Annotated in this window: 16 protein-coding genes; 12 read left to right on the top strand and 4 right to left on the bottom strand. The window is 56.6% G+C overall.

The annotated features are described in order from the left end of the window. Window positions 1-110: 110 nt before the first annotated feature. From FKW31_RS11540 to FKW31_RS11525, 4 genes are all read left to right on the top strand, one after another. Window positions 111-1,034, top strand: coding sequence for a thylakoid lumen protein (locus FKW31_RS11540; RefSeq protein WP_238332815.1), 924 nt, complete (start codon window positions 111-113; stop codon window positions 1,032-1,034). Window positions 1,035-1,131: 97 nt separating this feature from the next. Then, on the top strand, window positions 1,132-1,686 hold the full coding sequence (locus tag FKW31_RS11535) for a DUF1643 domain-containing protein (protein WP_035352573.1): 555 nt from the start codon (window positions 1,132-1,134) through the stop codon (window positions 1,684-1,686). A gap of 149 nt (window positions 1,687-1,835) precedes the next feature. Further along, window positions 1,836-3,128, top strand: coding sequence for an aminopeptidase (locus FKW31_RS11530; protein ID WP_035352532.1), 1,293 nt, complete (start codon window positions 1,836-1,838; stop codon window positions 3,126-3,128). Then, window positions 3,125-3,673 (top strand): hypothetical protein, encoded by a 549-nt coding sequence (locus FKW31_RS11525; protein ID WP_150178603.1) that lies wholly within the window; start codon window positions 3,125-3,127, stop codon window positions 3,671-3,673. Before FKW31_RS11530 ends, FKW31_RS11525 begins: the two co-directional genes overlap by 4 nt. A gap of 63 nt (window positions 3,674-3,736) precedes the next feature. Here the strand turns inward: FKW31_RS11525 and FKW31_RS11520 are convergent, their stop codons facing one another. The 3 genes from FKW31_RS11520 to FKW31_RS11510 all read right to left on the bottom strand — a co-directional run bounded on the left by FKW31_RS11520 (window position 3,737) and on the right by FKW31_RS11510 (window position 7,823). Then, window positions 3,737-4,828, bottom strand: a complete 1,092-nt coding sequence (locus FKW31_RS11520) for a cell envelope integrity EipB family protein (protein WP_238332814.1) — start codon at window positions 4,826-4,828, stop codon at window positions 3,737-3,739. 18 nt (window positions 4,829-4,846) lie between these two features. Further along, window positions 4,847-6,634: an aspartate--tRNA ligase gene (gene aspS, locus FKW31_RS11515; protein WP_006116923.1), complete on the bottom strand. Its 1,788-nt coding sequence runs from the start codon at window positions 6,632-6,634 to the stop codon at window positions 4,847-4,849. A gap of 121 nt (window positions 6,635-6,755) precedes the next feature. Further along, window positions 6,756-7,823, bottom strand: a complete 1,068-nt coding sequence (locus FKW31_RS11510) for a low specificity L-threonine aldolase (protein ID WP_035352538.1) — start codon at window positions 7,821-7,823, stop codon at window positions 6,756-6,758. Window positions 7,824-7,983: 160 nt separating this feature from the next. Between FKW31_RS11510 and FKW31_RS11505 the strand changes: the two genes are divergently transcribed. The 8 genes from FKW31_RS11505 to FKW31_RS11470 all read left to right on the top strand — a co-directional run bounded on the left by FKW31_RS11505 (window position 7,984) and on the right by FKW31_RS11470 (window position 14,571). Then, window positions 7,984-8,598 (top strand): 50S ribosomal protein L25/general stress protein Ctc, encoded by a 615-nt coding sequence (locus FKW31_RS11505; RefSeq protein WP_006116925.1) that lies wholly within the window; start codon window positions 7,984-7,986, stop codon window positions 8,596-8,598. 97 nt (window positions 8,599-8,695) lie between these two features. Beyond that, a complete protein-coding gene (gene pth, locus FKW31_RS11500; RefSeq protein ID WP_150178602.1) occupies window positions 8,696-9,277 on the top strand; it encodes an aminoacyl-tRNA hydrolase in 582 nt (193 codons plus the stop codon). Continuing rightward, a complete protein-coding gene (gene ychF / locus FKW31_RS11495; RefSeq protein ID WP_006116928.1) occupies window positions 9,277-10,371 on the top strand; it encodes a redox-regulated ATPase YchF in 1,095 nt (364 codons plus the stop codon). Before pth ends, ychF begins: the two co-directional genes overlap by 1 nt. An 88-nt stretch (window positions 10,372-10,459) precedes the next feature. Continuing rightward, window positions 10,460-11,785, top strand: a complete 1,326-nt coding sequence (locus FKW31_RS11490; protein ID WP_063353524.1) for a glutamate-5-semialdehyde dehydrogenase — start codon at window positions 10,460-10,462, stop codon at window positions 11,783-11,785. Between the two features lie 11 nt (window positions 11,786-11,796). After that, window positions 11,797-12,510: a nicotinate-nucleotide adenylyltransferase gene (locus FKW31_RS11485; RefSeq protein ID WP_150178601.1), complete on the top strand. Its 714-nt coding sequence runs from the start codon at window positions 11,797-11,799 to the stop codon at window positions 12,508-12,510. 17 nt (window positions 12,511-12,527) lie between these two features. Further along, window positions 12,528-13,070: a ribosome silencing factor gene (gene rsfS / locus FKW31_RS11480; RefSeq protein ID WP_369870677.1), complete on the top strand. Its 543-nt coding sequence runs from the start codon at window positions 12,528-12,530 to the stop codon at window positions 13,068-13,070. Window positions 13,071-13,125: 55 nt separating this feature from the next. Continuing rightward, on the top strand, window positions 13,126-13,581 hold the full coding sequence (locus tag FKW31_RS11475; protein WP_150178605.1) for a 23S rRNA (pseudouridine(1915)-N(3))-methyltransferase RlmH: 456 nt from the start codon (window positions 13,126-13,128) through the stop codon (window positions 13,579-13,581). A 111-nt stretch (window positions 13,582-13,692) separates the two neighbouring features. Continuing rightward, a complete protein-coding gene (locus tag FKW31_RS11470) occupies window positions 13,693-14,571 on the top strand; it encodes a sulfurtransferase (protein ID WP_150178600.1) in 879 nt (292 codons plus the stop codon). Between the two features lie 5 nt (window positions 14,572-14,576). Here the strand turns inward: FKW31_RS11470 and FKW31_RS11465 are convergent, their stop codons facing one another. Beyond that, window positions 14,577-15,518 carry a LysR family transcriptional regulator gene (locus FKW31_RS11465; RefSeq protein ID WP_150178599.1) on the bottom strand — a complete coding sequence of 314 codons (942 nt, stop codon included), beginning with the start codon at window positions 15,516-15,518 and terminating at the stop codon, window positions 14,577-14,579. Window positions 15,519-15,521 lie beyond the last annotated feature (3 nt).

The following is a 15,521-nucleotide window of genomic DNA, read 5'->3' as shown; positions in this document are numbered from 1 at the left end:
GATATGACCGCTGCGCACACACTTTCATGTCCGCTATCCACATCGCAGCAAGCTTCATCTTCTACCTCAAAGAATGAGTCCTGAGCCTAAGCCTAAAAGCTGCGGTAAAAGTGGCGGACAAGCAGCCATGCCCGGCCAACAGTTTGCTTTTAGGCAAGGATGAAAACCCAACAGCAGGGCAAACCTGCCGTGTAGCCACCTTGGAGGTGAACGCCCCGGATCACCCCGCATTCATCCAGACCCTTGGCAGCCTGATGGCGGAGGATAGTGGTGGGCTGATGGATTTAAACCTTTCTCTGTATCAACTTGTGCCAAATGCGCCAAAGAATGCCCTGCCGCAGGTTGTGGTTTCGGGGTACACAGGTGGGGCGCATTGTTGCCAGGCGGCCGCTATTGTAGAGGCCGCCCCGCAAGGCCAATGGCGCGTGCTGGCGCTGCCTGCCCAAAATGGCGGTGGGGAGCCTATCGTGCAGGACGTGGCGCGAGATGGCACTCGCCAGCTTGTTTATACGGATGAACGGTTTGATTACGCCTTTGCCTCTCACGCAGGTTCGGCCATGCCGGTGGTGTTGTATCAGTATCAGGATGGCCAGTTGCAGAATGTTACGGCGCAGCCCCGTTTTGCGGCCTATTTGCGTAATCAGCTTGCGCAGGATTCCGCACAATGGCGCAAAACGGGTGTTACAGAAGTAAACGGCTATCTGGCCGCCTACGTGGCCACCAGCGCGAATATAGGGGAGCTGAACGCAGGCTGGCGTTACATGATGGCGCGCTATGATACGCACTCTGATTTTGCAGAAACATGGTGCGCGCTGGATAAAGCCGCATGGCCTCAAAACAAGGATGGTGCATCCTGCCCCAAGCAGTTTGTAAAAACCGTGCCGTTTCCGCAAAGTCTGGCGCAATCTTTGGTGCTGTGGGGGTACATCACACCCCAGCAAAGTGCTGCCCTTGGCTATGATGTGGAAAAATTAAAGCAGAACCAGCAGCAGGTTATTACTGCCACCACCAAGGCGTGGCGCGCTGCACACTAGCTATATCACACTGCCCGCTGGCAGCCAGATTTGTGCCAGAACGGAACACGGCCTAAAACTTGGGTTTATTAAGCTATGTTCTGCCAGCGGGAGTGTAATGGAAGATCTGTTTGAAGGGCATAATGTTGGCACCGCCCGCCCTCTGAAACTTTCAGAAGATGTTGTCAGCACCGCTACCTATGGCGGGCCAGATAAATGCTACCGTTATCGCCTGAAACGGGTGTGGAACCCAACACGCCCGTTGGTTATGTGGCTGATGATGAACCCATCTGTTGCCACAGAATATGGAGATGACCGTACTGTCGCCAAATGCCAGCGCTATGCCCGTGCATGGGGGTATGGCGGTATTTTGGTGGGTAATACTTTTGCGTATCGGTGCACAGATCAGCTTCGGCTGCTGGAAACGCCAGATCCGGTTGGGCCAGAAAATGATAAGGCCTTGCTGGAAATGGCGCAGGAAGCCAATAAAGTGATTGCGGCTTATGGCACACCACACCACAAGGCTCTGCTGGCCCGTGGGCCGGAGGTGGTGCATATGCTCCAAAAACACGGCATTACGGTGGATGCGCTGCGGCTGAGCAAAACAGGCCGACCATGCCACCCGCTGTACCTGCCCGCCAGCCTGTTGCCGGAGCCCTTGCCGAAAAGCTAAGTACAGGAAACGGAAAGCAGCTTTCTGCCCATGTGTATTGACGCCCGGCCTCGTTCGGTATCCGATACACATAGAGGTGTTTGAGTTCTGCACCCAATGCCTGCCATATTATAAAATCAGGCGTGTGGTGCAGCAAAGTTAAGGGAAATATGGATATTATGGCCTTACAGAACACGCAGGGTGCCGCAGGTGGTTATCTGGCATCTGCCGAATTTGCCACCATGCTGGATAAGCTGGGTGAAGTGGCAGCGCGCACGGGTTTGAACGTGGCCCACGGCCAGCAGGTTATTATTACCGCCCCCCTTCATGCCGTGCCGCTCGTGCGCCGGATTACGGAGCACGCGTACAAGGCTGGGGCCTCGCTCGTCAGCACCTTTTATTCGGATGAGGAAACCACGCTGGCCCGTTATAAATACGCGGCGGAAGATACGTTTGATACCGCAGCAGGCTGGCTTGCTGGCGGAATGACAGAAGCCTTCCGTAATGGCGCCGCGCGTATGGCCATTACGGGTTCTAACCCCGCATTGCTGGCAGGGCAGAACCCAGAGCGTATTTCCCGCGCCAGTAGGGCCAATTCCCGCGTGAACCGGCCTGCTATGGAAATTATCACCAATTTTGATGTGAACTGGTGCATTGTCGCGGCGGCTTCTCCGGCATGGGCGGCACAGGTATTTCCGGATCTGCCGGTTGATCAGGCAGTAGAAAAACTGTGGCAGGCTATTTTTTCTGTTTCGCGCATTACGGGTGAGAACCCGGTGGCGGATTGGGAGGCCCACAATGCCGTTCTGCATCGCCGCGCCACGTTTTTAAATAATGCCCGTTACAGTGCGCTGCATTTTAAAGGCCCCGGCACAGATCTGATGGTGGGGCTGGCAGATGGGCACGAATGGGCAGCCGGTGCGGAAAAAGCCGGAAACGGCATTGTGTGCAACCCCAATATTCCAACCGAGGAAGTGTTTACCACACCACACCGCCTTAAGGTGGATGGCACGGTAGCGGCCACCAAGCCGCTTTCACACCAAGGCACGTTGATTGAGGATATTCGCGTAAGGTTTGAAGCCGGACGCATTGTGGAAATGCACGCCAGCAAGGGTGAAGATGTGCTGGCCCGTGTGCTGGATACGGATGAAGGTGCGCGCCGTTTGGGGGAAGTGGCGCTTGTGCCCAATTCTTCCCCTATTTCGCGCAGTGGTATTTTGTTCCAGAACACATTGTTTGATGAAAACGCCGCCAGCCATATCGCATTGGGGCAATCTTACACCAAATGTATGCGCGATACGGCTGGGTTGGATGAGGCCGCATTGGCTGCACGCGGGGCCAATAGCAGCATGATCCATATAGACTGGATGATTGGTTCTGGTGAAATTGATGTGGACGGCATGGATGCCAAAGGCGAACGCGTGGCATTGATGCGCAAAGGTGAATGGGTGATAGAAGCATGAGAAATACTCTAAAACTTTCCTTCCGCTCTGCTCTGTTGGGTGCCATGGGGGCTGCGGCGCTTGTGGTTGGCACGGCAGCACAGGCGCAAACTGTTTCCACCGGTGGCAATGGTGCGCCCAATTTAACACCAGAGCAGGTAGCCACCTTGCAGCATGATATGGATACCGCGCTGCATTACCATCTGGTTCCAAACGTGTTGCCGCGTTTAACCACAGCGTTAAAGGAAATTCAGGCAGCAGGTATTCAGCCCCCCTCACGTTTTGGCATGTCTTTGGATCAGCAGATCGCGCTTGTGCAGCAGGTGCCGGGTTTGGAGCCAATTTTGCAAAAGAATGGCTTTTCAGCGCATGATTTTGTGATGAGCCTGACCTGTGTGGGCCTAACGGGCAGCTTGATGAACGTGCCTGCCAACCCCAGCAATACCAAAATGCCACAGCCCGAACCTGCCAATGTTGCTATTCTTAAATCCAACCCGCAGGATTTACAGAATTTGGTAACAGTTCTGCGCTCGGCTCATCAGTCTGGTGGTGCACTTTCGCACTAATCTCATACATATTGGTGTACAAAAAATGGCAGGTTTTTCCTGCCATTTTTTGTTTGTGACGTTTTAATTTTTCTTCTGGTGCGGTTTGGTATGGCATGTTTCGGGCTTAGGCAGATCAAGCGCATGTAATGTGCCCTTCATGCGGAAATCTCCAAAATCCAGCGTCAGATTATCGGAAACACCATTGGCAAAATAACGCATGCCAATTTCATATTCTGGCATCATATTGGGGGGCGTGCGTGCAAAAAAGGCCACATGCACGCGGCCAGATTGCAAGGCGTTCAGGGCGGCAAAATCCGTTGTGGGCGTTGTATTGCCCCAGCCCAAAAGGGTGATGTACGTATCGGCTGCGCCATCTGGTGATGTGCCATCAAAAATAGGTGCCGAAATCTCGGTTTTTCCGCTTCGGGCTGCATCTAAAATGGAAACTGTATGCTGGATGGGAAACAACGTGCCAGCCGGAAGTGTAAGCGTTTTGGCTAAAGGTTTTTCATAATGTGCTGTGCCAGAACCATCCGCATGCAGTGTTGCTTCCCCCCGGATGTTTTGGAGCAGCTTGCCGTTAGATGTTTCCATGGTGCGAAAGATCAGGCTGTGCCCATCGGCACTTTCAAAGGTAGAATAGTCAGACACCATATGCTCCACGCCGTTCTGGCGTGTTACACTTTGAATATCCAATCGCTGTTGGGTGGACCATCCGCTGCATCCATGCCGCACGCTGTAAAGCATGGTGCCCGTGGCAGAAAGCGTTTTGCCGCCAGAGGCTTCTGTGAGCGTAAGATCATACACCGCGCGTTGCGAGGCAATCTGGCGAGTATCTGTATCGGAAAAAGATGGCGCAGTGTTGGGCGTAATACTGGCGTGCGTATCGGCTGAGGTTGTGCTTTGCGTAACCGTGCCAGAAGGCACCACCGCTCCGGCTGTTTGGGCATGTGCCATTTGTGGGGGCAGGGTCACCACGCCACCAACCAGCACAAATGCAATGGCTCTGCTTACTGCACTGCAAGCGTATCCTTGCCTCAAGAAAAAACTGCGGGCAGGGGGCGTGTAAGAAGGCAGGCGGCGTAAACGTCTCATACCCGGTACAAAAAAACATCCGGCGCGGTCTTGCAACCACCCGGATGTTAAAAGGGCCGTGGTGTGGCCCTTTTGCATGCAGATGTGAAGGCCAGATCAGTCTTTCTTGACAGCAGGCTTCAGGTTCAGCGCGAGGGAGAGTTCCTTCAGGCGTTCCGGCGGAACAGGGGCCGGGGCACCCATCATCAGGTCTTCACCCTGCTGGTTCAGCGGGAACAGAATAACTTCACGAATGTTCGGCTCATCTGCCAGCAGCATCACAATGCGATCCACACCGGGGGCGGAACCACCATGCGGCGGCGCACCGTAGCGGAAGGCGTTGAGCATACCGCCAAAGCGGGCTTCCACTTCGCTTTCTGGGTAACCGGCAATTTCAAAGGCGCGGATCATCACATCCGGCAGATGGTTGCGGATAGCACCGGAGGAAAGTTCAATGCCGTTACACACAATGTCATACTGGTAAGCTAGAATATCCAGCGGGTTCTTGGTGTTTAGCGCTTCCAGACCACCCTGCGGCATGGAGAACGGGTTGTGCGAGAAGTCAATCAGCCCTGTTTCTTCATTTAGCTCATACATCGGAAAGTCCGTGATCCAGCAGAAACGGAAGGCATCCTTTTCAATCAGATCCAGTTCTTCAGCAATGCGGGTGCGCACAAGACCAGAGAACTTGGCCACATCATGCCCTTTGCCAGCAGCAAAGAACACGGCATCACCGGGCTTCAGCCCCAGTTTGGTGCGAATGGTTTCTACACGGTCGGCTTCAAGATTTTTGGCAATCGGGCCTTGGCCGCCTTCTTCTGCAAAGGTGATGTAACCTAAGCCACCAGCGCCGTTTTCACGCGCCCAAGCGTTTAGCTTGTCATAGAAGGAGCGGGGGCGGCCACCAGCACCGGGGGCCGGAATAGCGCGCACTTCCCCACCATCGGCGGCAATGCGGGCAAACAGGCCAAAGCCGGAACCGGCAAAATCTTCTGTTACATCGGTAATCAGCAGCGGGTTGCGCAGGTCTGGCTTATCGGAGCCATATACCTTCATGGCGCGGGCATAGGGGATACGCTCAAACGGTGCGGTGCTAACAGCGCGGCCCTTGCCAAATTCCGTAAACAGGCCAGACATCACTTCTTCCAGAACGGCAAAAATTTCGTCCTGCGTGGCAAAGGCCATTTCAAAGTCGAGCTGGTAGAACTCACCGGGGGAACGATCCGCGCGGGAGGCTTCATCACGGAAGCACGGAGCAATCTGGAAGTAGCGGTCAAACCCCGCCACCATGGCAAGCTGCTTGAACTGCTGCGGGGCCTGCGGCAAAGCGTAAAACTTGCCCGCATGGGTGCGGGAAGGCACCAGAAAGTCACGCGCACCTTCGGGGGAGGATGCTGTTAGGATCGGGGTCTGGAACTCGGTAAAGCCCAGATCCGTCATGCGGCGGCGCATACTGGCAATAATGGCGGAGCGCAGGCGGATGTTGGCGTGCACTTGTTCGCGCCGCAGATCAATATAGCGGTAACGTAGGCGCAGCTCATCAGAATAATGTTCCTGCCCGGCAACCTGAAGTGGCAGCACAGCGGCGGAGGACTGAACAATCAGCTCACGCGCGCGCACTTCAATATCACCGGTGGCCAAGTCCGGGTTGCGGGTGGTTTCATCACGCAGCACCACGTCACCGGTTACGGTTATCACGCTTTCTACGCGCAGGTGTTCGGCGGTTTCCATAACGGGGGAACCGGCGGGAATCACAATCTGTGTCAGGCCTGTTTCATCGCGCAGGTCAATAAACAGCAGCCCGCCGTGGTCCCGCTTGCTATGCACCCAGCCGGACAGGCGCGCGGTGGTGCCGGCATCGCTGGCGCGAAGGGCCGAACAGCTGTGGGAACGGTAAGGATGCATGGTCTTGTCCTGAAATCTGGCCCGGCGTTGCAGCAGGGGCGGTTTTTGGCAATGATTCCGTTGTGCCCGGAGGAAGCAGGGGAGCAGCGCTTATGTCAAGGCCACACTGTAATCTTGCGTCTTATAAGGTGCCTTGCCCGCGCACGCAGCTACGTAAATCTGCTGCTAATGCGGCAATGGCTTCTGGCCGCGCATCCCACGCAAACATAAAGCGGCAGATACCCCCAAAAAATGTGTAAAACCGCCAGCCTCTGGCCCGCAATTCGTTCATGACAGGTTCGGGCATGAGCAAAAACACGGCGTTGGATTGCACGGGCCATGCTTGTTTAACAGAAGGCATATCTTCTACCGCCTGTGCAAATTGGCGTGCACTGGCATTGGCGTGGCGCGCGTTGTCCAGCCATGCGCCACTATGGATCATGGCCAGCCACGGTGCGGATAGAAAGCGCATTTTAGAGGCTGTTTGCCCGCTTTGTCTGGCGCGTTCGGCAAAGCCCTGCGCCATGCTGCGTTTAAAAAACACCACGGCTTCCCCCATGGCCATGCCGTTTTTGGTGCCTCCAAAACTTAGGGCATCCACACCGGATTGCCATGTCATGGCGGCGGGTGTGCAGCCCAGTGTGGCAATGGCGTTGGCAAAACGTGCGCCATCCATATGTAGCCGCAACCCATGATCGTGGCAGGCATTGGCAATGGCCCGAATCTCATCCACCGAATACACAAGCCCGTTTTCTGTGGGTTGCGTAATGGTTACCACTGCGGGGGTGGAAGCCTGCGGGCTGCTGGCGCGGCGGGCAGCCAGTTTTATGGCCTCTGGGGTTAGCTTACCGTCTGGGGTAGGGGGCGTTATCAGCTTGGCGCCGCCGGTAAAAAACTCTGGGGCGCCGCGCTCGGAGGTTTCAGCATGTGCAACTTCCGAGGCAATAATGCTGCAATAAGGTGGGCACAGCGTTGCCAGCGCCAGCGCATTGGCTGCGGTGCCAGTGAGCACAAAAAACACTGCGGCTTCAGGCGCTTCCAACACATCCGCCACAGCTTTGGCGGCAAGGCGTGTCCAGGCGTCATCCCCATATGCGGGGGTGGACCCCTTGGCCGCGCGGCTTATGGCTTCCAGCGCCTGCGGGCACAGGCCTGCATAATTATCACTGCCAAACTGTTGTGGGGGCGTGGTGGTTTGCGGCAGGGGCATAAGCGGCTTCTCCGGCAAGGGCTGTGGGGCAACAGGTGCCAAAGCCTGCCCTATAGCACAAGCTATACCTTGCTCATGCACAGCTTTTGCTGTAAGGCGCTGCCACTGCGTGGGCACCCCTGGAGGCCTGCGTGATTAAGTTTTTTATGGAGAAGTCAACGTGTCCAAGATTACATCTATCGAAGCTTCGGCGCGCGCGAAGGCTGGTAAGGGGGCAGCGCGGGCAACGAGGCGTGCAGGGCTTGTGCCCGGCGTTATCTACGGCGGCAAGCAGGAACCCACCCTTATTGCTATCGACCCGCGCATTATCATTAAGGGCATTCAGGCTTCTGGCTGGCGCTCTCGCGTGTATGAAATCAAGGTTGATGGCAAGGCAGAACGCGCTCTGGTGCGTGATGTGCAGCTGCACCCCGTGAAGGACAGCCCTGTTCACGTTGACTTCCTGCGTCTGGCCGCTGGCTCCCGCGTGCATGTTGAAGTGTCTGTTCACTTCGAAAACGAAGAAACATGCCCCGGTATCAAGCGTGGCGGCGTGCTGAACGTTGTGCGCCACACCATTGAAGTGGACGTGCCAGCAGACAACATTCCGGAATTCTTCACCGTTGATCTGTCCAAGCTGGACATTGCAGACAACGTGCGTTGGGAAGATGTGCAGGGCACCGCAGGCGTAACCCCGCTGACCCACGAAGAAAACTTTGTTGTGGCTTCTATTGCTGCACCAAGCGTGGACACCACGGAAGGTGAAGCAGCCGCTACGGAAGAAGCTGCTTCCTGATCGGAAGCTGGTTTATTCGGGTTGTTTATTAGGCATGGGGGGTGCGTGCAGATGCGCGTGCCCCCTGTGCTGTTCATAACGTTAGGTGGAATCAGCAATGCTGCTCTGGGTCGGGTTGGGCAATCCCGAATCCTCCATGCGTCGGCACCGGCACAATGTTGGCTTTATGGCAGTAGAAGCCATAGCCCGTAAGTACGGGTTTACGCCGTGGCGCAACCGCTTTAAGGGCGAAGTTGCGGAAGGCCGCATAGGCAGGCAGAAAGTTCTGCTGCTACTGCCCATGACCTACATGAACAAATCGGGTGAAAGTGTGCAGGAAGCCGCCGCTTTTTACAAAATCGCACCCGAAAATATTACCGTTTTTCATGATGAGCTGGATCTGGCGCCGGGCCGCCTGCGCATAAAGCGTGGGGGAGGGGCTGCGGGGCACAATGGTTTGCGCTCTACAGATAAAATGTTGGGCACGCCGGAATATTGGCGTGTACGCATAGGCATTGGCCACCCCGGTGCAAAAGAGCGGGTGCATGGCTGGGTGCTAGGCAATTTTACGGAAACAGACCGGCAGGAATGGTTGGAACGGCTGCTTGATCGCATGGCCGATGCCGCCCCCCTGTTGGCAGATGGGCGGGCAGACCAGTTCATGACAAAGGTTGCACTGCCGGAAGGGAGCAAGGGCTGATGGGTTTTAACTGCGGTATTGTCGGGCTGCCCAATGTGGGTAAATCTACGCTGTTCAACGCGCTTACGGCCACGGCCACGGCGCAGGCGGCCAATTATCCGTTCTGCACGATTGAGCCCAATACAGGCCGCGTGGCTGTGCCAGACCCCCGGCTGGACAAGTTGGTGGAAATTGGCAAATCACAGCGTGAAGTGCCCACCAGCCTTGAATTTGTAGATATTGCGGGCCTTGTGCGCGGTGCTTCCAAGGGTGAAGGGCTGGGCAACCAGTTTTTGGCCAACATCCGTGAGGTGGACGCTATTATTCATGTGCTGCGCTGTTTTGAGGATGATGACATCACCCACGTTGAAGGTGGCGTGGACCCTGTGCGTGATGCCGACATTATTGAAACGGAGCTGATGCTGGCGGATCTGGATTCGCTGGAAAAACGTCTGCCCAATCTGGAAAAGCGCGCCCGCAACCGGGATGCCGAAGCCACAGCCCAGCTTGCCGTTATGGAACCGCTGATGGAAGCGCTGCGAGAAGGCCGCCCGGCCCGCACCGCCATTCCGGCGGGGGAAGAAGAAGCCGTGCGCCGCCTGCAACTGCTCACCACCAAACCGGTGCTGTATGTGTGCAATGTGGATGAAGACTCGGCCGCAACAGGCAACGCATTTTCTGCGCAGGTGCAGGCCAAGGCTGCGGCGGAAGGTGCTGCTGCCGTTATTGTATCTGCCGCGATTGAAGCCGAAGTCAGCCAGCTTGAAAATGAAGAACGGCGCGAGTTTCTGGAAGGTCTGGGCCTGAATGATAGCGGGCTGGATAGGGTTATTGCCGCTGGTTACAAGCTTTTGGGTTTGTGCACCTACTTTACCGTAGGCCCCAAGGAAGCCCGTGCTTGGACAATTACCGCAGGCACCAAGGCCCCGCAGGCCGCCGCCGTTATTCACAATGATTTTGAACGCGGCTTCATTGCATGTGAAACTGTCGCGTATGATGATTACGTTCAGTATGGTGGGGAAGCTGGCGCCAAGGAAGCCGGACGCCTGCGCATTGAAGGGCGTGATTACGTAGTAAAAGATGGTGATGTGCTGCTGTTCCGCTTTAACGTCTAACATCCAGCGCACAACCACATAAATAAGAGCTTGATGGCCTGCCCGCACCGGCAGGCCAGATAGAAAAGATGGAGATAGGAACGCCGTTATGAACGCGGAGGGTGAGAGTAAGCTGCAAGGGGTTACAACGGCTTCGGCTAAACCCGTGCAGGATGTTCCAGCGCAGGCACAGGGGCAGGGGCCAATGGCCGCTTTAGCCCATCGTGCTCGGCTGGCGGCCCGCACACTGGCGCAAAGTTCTTCCGCCACGCGGGATAAAGCCCTATGGGCTGCCGCTGCGGCTTTGCGTGAGGCTACTCCTGCTATTTTGGAAGCCAACGCGCAGGATCTTGCTGCCTCCACCGCCAATGATGCGTTCCGTGATCGGCTGACCCTTACACCCGAACGGGTGGAAGCCATGGCGCGTGGTTTGGAAGAAATTGCAGATCTTCCAGACCCCGTAGGCCGTGTGCTGGAGGAATGGACACGCCCCAACGGCTTGCGCATTCGCCGCGTTGCAACCCCTGTGGGCGTTATCGGCATGATTTATGAAAGCCGGCCCAATGTGGGGGCAGATGCCGCCGGGCTGTGCATGAAATCTGGCAATGCCGTGTTGTTGCGTGGTGGCTCAGAAAGTCTGAACAGTGCGCGTGCTATTCATGCCGCTATGCAGGCCGGGCTGCGTTCTGCTGGCTTGCCAGAAGATGCCGTACTGATTGCCCCAGATGCAGATCGCGCCCATGTGGCGGAAATGCTTACGGCCTCTGGCCAGATTGATCTGATTATCCCGCGTGGTGGGCGCTCATTGGTAGAGCGTGTCCAGCGCGAGGCCCGCGTGCCTGTGCTGGCCCATGCTGAAGGGCTGTGCCACACTTACATCCATTCCGCCGCAGATTTTGCTATGGCGCGCCGCATTGTGCTGAACGCCAAAATGCGGCGCCCCGGCATTTGTGGTTCTACCGAAACGCTGCTGATGGATGCCGCCATTGCCGCTGCGCTGCTGCCGCAAATTGTGGCGGATCTGGCAGAAAAAGGCTGCACCTTTAAGGCGGATGCCGCAGCACGCGCCATTGTGCCCGATCTCCCCGCAGCAACGGCAAAAGACTTCGCCACAGAATGGCTGGATGCGGTGTTGAACATTGCCGTGGTGGATGGTGTGGATGAAGCGCTGGACCACATTGCACAATATGGCTCATCCCACACAGAAGCTATTGTAACAGCGGATGAAAACATGGCCATACGGTTTATGAACGGTGTTTCCAGCGCTGTGGTGATGTGGAATGCCTCGACCCAGTTTTGTGATGGCGGAGAGTTTGGCTTTGGTGCGGAAATTGGCATTGCCACAGGTCGCTTCCATGCTCGCGGCCCGGTGGGCGTAGAGCAGTTAACAACCTTCCGTTACGAAGTGATTGGCACCGGGCAGGTACGTCCCTGATTTTTTCGGCCATGCAGCCAACCGCACAGGGCGTGCAGGTGCAGCAACAGGCAGCTCCGCTTACAGAGCCTTGCTTGCATGGCACTGTTATTCCCACTTGGGGGGATAACAGATGCCTGCGTATTGGGCTTTTGGGGGGGTCTTTCAACCCCGGTCATAAAGGGCACCAAGCCATTGCGCAGCGTGCGCTGGCGGTGCTGGGGTTGGATCAGGTGTGGCTTATGGTTTCACCCGGTAACCCGCTTAAAGATGGACGGTCGGATATGGCCGCTTTGCCTGTACGCTTGGCCACGGCCCGCCAACTGGCGGATGGGCGGCGCATTATTGCCACGGATATAGAAAGCCGAATCGGCACACGTTATACGGTGGATACGGTGCGGGTGTTGCAAACGCGTTTTCCGCGTGCGCGGTTTGTGTGGCTAATGGGCGCAGATGGTCTGGCCACCTTGCCACGCTGGAAAAACTGGCGGCAGCTTGTGCATAGCGTGGCAGTGGCGGTTTTTCCCCGTCCGGGGCAAAATGTGCGGGCCTTGCATGGGCTTGCCGGGCGGTATCTGGCCCGTTGGCGGGTGCCTGCATGGCGTGCGCATGCCCTTGCGGAACTTTCTCCCCCGGTGTGGGCTTTTCTTCCGGGGGCACAAAACAGTATATCTGCAACAGCTATTCGTCAGCAGGGCGGATTCAATGCCGCTGCAGGCCAACCCCATACCCCCGATACGCTTTAAAGATCAGGAGAACGGTCATTCCTACCAAGCCCCCCGCCGAAACATCAGCACGTTCCCGCACGGCTGCCACGTCCACCAAGGGGCGGGCCGCTCCGGCGCGTGCTGCAACCACTGCCGGGGCTGCTGCGCCCGGTTCTGTACGTAAAAAAGCTGCGGCTGCTGGCCCCAAGGCCACCACCAAGCGCGAAGCCGTGGCCCCGGATATGCTGGAGCAATCTCTGGCCCTCATCACCGCCAGCCTTGAAGATGACAAGGCCGAAGATATTGTGGTGATCGATCTGGCAGGCCGTGCTTCTTTTGCAGATCGGATGGTCATTGCCACAGGTTTGGCAGACCGTCAGATTTCCGCCATGGCGCAGCATATTGAACGCAAGCTGCGTGATATAGGCATCAAACGCGTGATGGTGGAAGGCGCAAACGGCTCAGACTGGGTGCTGCTGGATACGGGTGATATTGTGGTGCACCTGTTCAAGCCAGAAGCACGTACGCTGTATGGGCTGGAAAAAATGTGGGGCAAGGAACTGGATGAAGGCGCGGAAGGCAACGTTACCCGCCTGTAATCGACCAGTTTATAATGTTGTTCTCTGATTTTTCAGTATGCATGAGCGCGCTGGCATGAGGCTGGTGGCTATCGGGCGGATGAAGGATAAATCCGAGAGGGCGCTGGTGGAACGCTACCTCAAGCGCCTGCGGCCCAAGCTGGATATTATAGAACTGCCAGATGGGCGCGGCAGCCCGGATGAAATCAAGCGGCGCGAGGCGCAAGCCATTCTGGCAGCCTGCCCCGCGCAAAGCCATGTTGTGGTGCTGGATGAAGCCGGGCGCAATTTCAGCAGCCCGGATTTTTCTAACGCCGTGCAAGGCTGGTTGGTGGCGGGCCGCACGCCCTGCTTTGTTATTGGCGGGGCGGAGGGGCTGGATGCCTCGGTTATCCAGCGGGCCGATGCTTCCATGTCCTTTGGCACACTCACATGGCCGCATATGCTGGTGCGCATTATGTTGGTGGAACAAATCTACCGCGCGCAGGCCATTGCGGCGGGGCATCCGTATCATCGTTCCGGGCGGCCATAAGGGGGTGTTGGCTGCTTTTATGGTATGGCGGCAGTGATACGCAGGCTCTGCCCGCATGGGCGCAGAACTGATAGCGTCCGGCCTTTCGTGAACAGACCGGACTGAAGATACATGACAGACGTTCTCTACACTCCGGATGCCCTGCGGCAATTGCAGAACAATGGCAACGCCGTTCTGATAGATGTGCGTTCGGAAGAAGATTTTGCCAAAGGGCATATTCCCGGTGCCGTCAATATGCCGGATATTTTTACCTATCTGGCAGAAACATCAGAAAGCGGGTTGGCCAGCCTGCAACAAAAGTTTTCATCGCTGTTTGCGCAATATGGTCTGGATGGCAGCAAAACAGCCGTTGTGTATGAAGATGCCCTGCATACACGTTATGGTGCCTCCTGCCGTGGATACTGGATTTTGCAGTATCTGGGTTACCCCAAGGTAGGTATTCTGGATGGCGGGCTGCGGGCATGGCTGGCCTCTGGCGGCGCACTTACGCAGGATATCACGCATCCAGCCCCCACGCAGTTTCCGCTGGCTATTCACCATGCACTTATGGCCACGCGGCAAGATGTGTTTGCAGCCCTTACCAACCCATCCATCAAACTGCTGGATAACCGCGATAAGGTGGAATGGCTGGGTGAAAGTTCATCTCCTTACGGGGTGGACTTTGCGCCGCGCAAAGGGCGCATTCCCGGTGCTGTGTGGATAGAGTGGTATAGCTTCATGCACACGCAGGATCAGGAAGCACGTTTTAAAACGCCGGAAGATATTCGGGCCTTGGCGGCAACACGTAACTTGTACCCGGATGATGATATTATCATCTACTGTTTTAAGGGCGCACGCGCAGCCAATACCTATGTGGCGCTGGCTTCTGCCGGATTTACCAAGCTGCGCATTTATATGGGATCATGGAACGAGTGGTCTCGCCATGCGGATATGCCCATAGAAGATGGTCTGCCACGGGCATCTGTGCCGTATCGCCCGCAGCAGGGTTAAGGCGGTTAGAGGTTTTCCGAATCTGCAAAGGGGGCGGTGTCATGCTGGCGTTGCTCCCACTTGCGGCAGGCCGTGCGCAACACCGTTACAAACCGCGTAACCAGCGGCATGTTCTGCCCGGTGCGTATGGCAACCGCAAGCGTGGCGCGGGGGGCTGGTTCGCTAATGGCATGAAACGTTACCCCGCCTGCATGAATCTGGCTGAGCGAGCGCGGCACAACAGAAACCCCAAGCCCCGCTGCCACCAAAGGCACGGTGCCTGCAATTTGTGGGGCCTGCTGCCCCATTGTAGGGGTAACGCCAGCAAGCTGATAAGCCGACAAAATAGCATCATGAAAGCCCGGCCCCAACTCACGCGGGAAGATAATTAGCGGATCATCCGCCACCATATCCAAACTGATCACCGGCTCCTTTGCCAGCCTGTGCCCGCGGGGCAGGGCAATAACCGTAGGTTCATCCAGAAGATGAAAAACCGAAAGGCGTGAGGGGTCGGTAAACGGCGGGCGGATAATGGCAATATCCACGCTGGGTTCGTGCAATGCTGCGCAAAGGGCAGGGGTGTTGCTTTCTTCCAAAGAGAGGGTGACATCGGGCGCCATTTCCCGAAACCGGCGGATGGTGAGCGGAATAACCGGCAACAGTGGCACAGCCCCCGCCAGCCCGACGCGAATATGCCCTCTTTCCCCCCGCGCCAAACCTTCTGCCGTGGAAAGAAATTGTGCCTGCAAATCCAAAATTGTGCGGGCACGAGGCAAAAGCACTTCGCCAATTTCTGTCAGCTTCATGCCACGAGTCTGCCGCTCAAACAGCGTTACGCCCAAATTGCGCTCAAGCTGGCGAATTTGCTGGCTGAGTGGGGGTTGCTCAATACCCAGTGTCTCTGCGGCACGGGTAATGCTGCCATGCTCAGCAACGGTTACGAAGTAGCGCAGGTGCCTGATATCCATATG

It is taken from the genome of Acetobacter sp. DmW_136, from assembly GCF_008690365.1.
GTDB lineage: Bacteria > Pseudomonadota > Alphaproteobacteria > Acetobacterales > Acetobacteraceae > Acetobacter > Acetobacter oryzifermentans.
Note: the sequence above shows the minus strand (reverse complement) of the source record. Positions and strands in the feature narration are given on the sequence as shown.

Bases quoted from the DNA above. Each gene is read 5' to 3' on its own strand.
- FKW31_RS11535 (WP_035352573.1), top strand. From the start codon at position 1,132: ATGGAAGATCTGTTTGAAGGGCATAATGTTGGCACCGCCCGCCCTCTG.
- FKW31_RS11530 (WP_035352532.1), top strand. From the start codon at position 1,836: ATGGATATTATGGCCTTACAGAACACGCAGGGTGCCGCAGGTGGTTAT.
- FKW31_RS11525 (WP_150178603.1), top strand. From the start codon at position 3,125: ATGAGAAATACTCTAAAACTTTCCTTCCGCTCTGCTCTGTTGGGTGCC.
- FKW31_RS11520 (WP_238332814.1), bottom strand. From the start codon at position 4,828: ATGCAAAAGGGCCACACCACGGCCCTTTTAACATCCGGGTGGTTGCAA.
- aspS (WP_006116923.1), bottom strand. From the start codon at position 6,634: ATGCATCCTTACCGTTCCCACAGCTGTTCGGCCCTTCGCGCCAGCGAT.
- FKW31_RS11510 (WP_035352538.1), bottom strand. From the start codon at position 7,823: ATGCCCCTGCCGCAAACCACCACGCCCCCACAACAGTTTGGCAGTGAT.
- pth (WP_150178602.1), top strand. From the start codon at position 8,696: ATGCTGCTCTGGGTCGGGTTGGGCAATCCCGAATCCTCCATGCGTCGG.
- ychF (WP_006116928.1), top strand. From the start codon at position 9,277: ATGGGTTTTAACTGCGGTATTGTCGGGCTGCCCAATGTGGGTAAATCT.
- FKW31_RS11490 (WP_063353524.1), top strand. From the start codon at position 10,460: ATGAACGCGGAGGGTGAGAGTAAGCTGCAAGGGGTTACAACGGCTTCG.
- FKW31_RS11485 (WP_150178601.1), top strand. From the start codon at position 11,797: ATGCAGCCAACCGCACAGGGCGTGCAGGTGCAGCAACAGGCAGCTCCG.
- FKW31_RS11475 (WP_150178605.1), top strand. From the start codon at position 13,126: ATGAGGCTGGTGGCTATCGGGCGGATGAAGGATAAATCCGAGAGGGCG.
- FKW31_RS11470 (WP_150178600.1), top strand. From the start codon at position 13,693: ATGACAGACGTTCTCTACACTCCGGATGCCCTGCGGCAATTGCAGAAC.
- FKW31_RS11465 (WP_150178599.1), bottom strand. From the start codon at position 15,518: ATGGATATCAGGCACCTGCGCTACTTCGTAACCGTTGCTGAGCATGGC.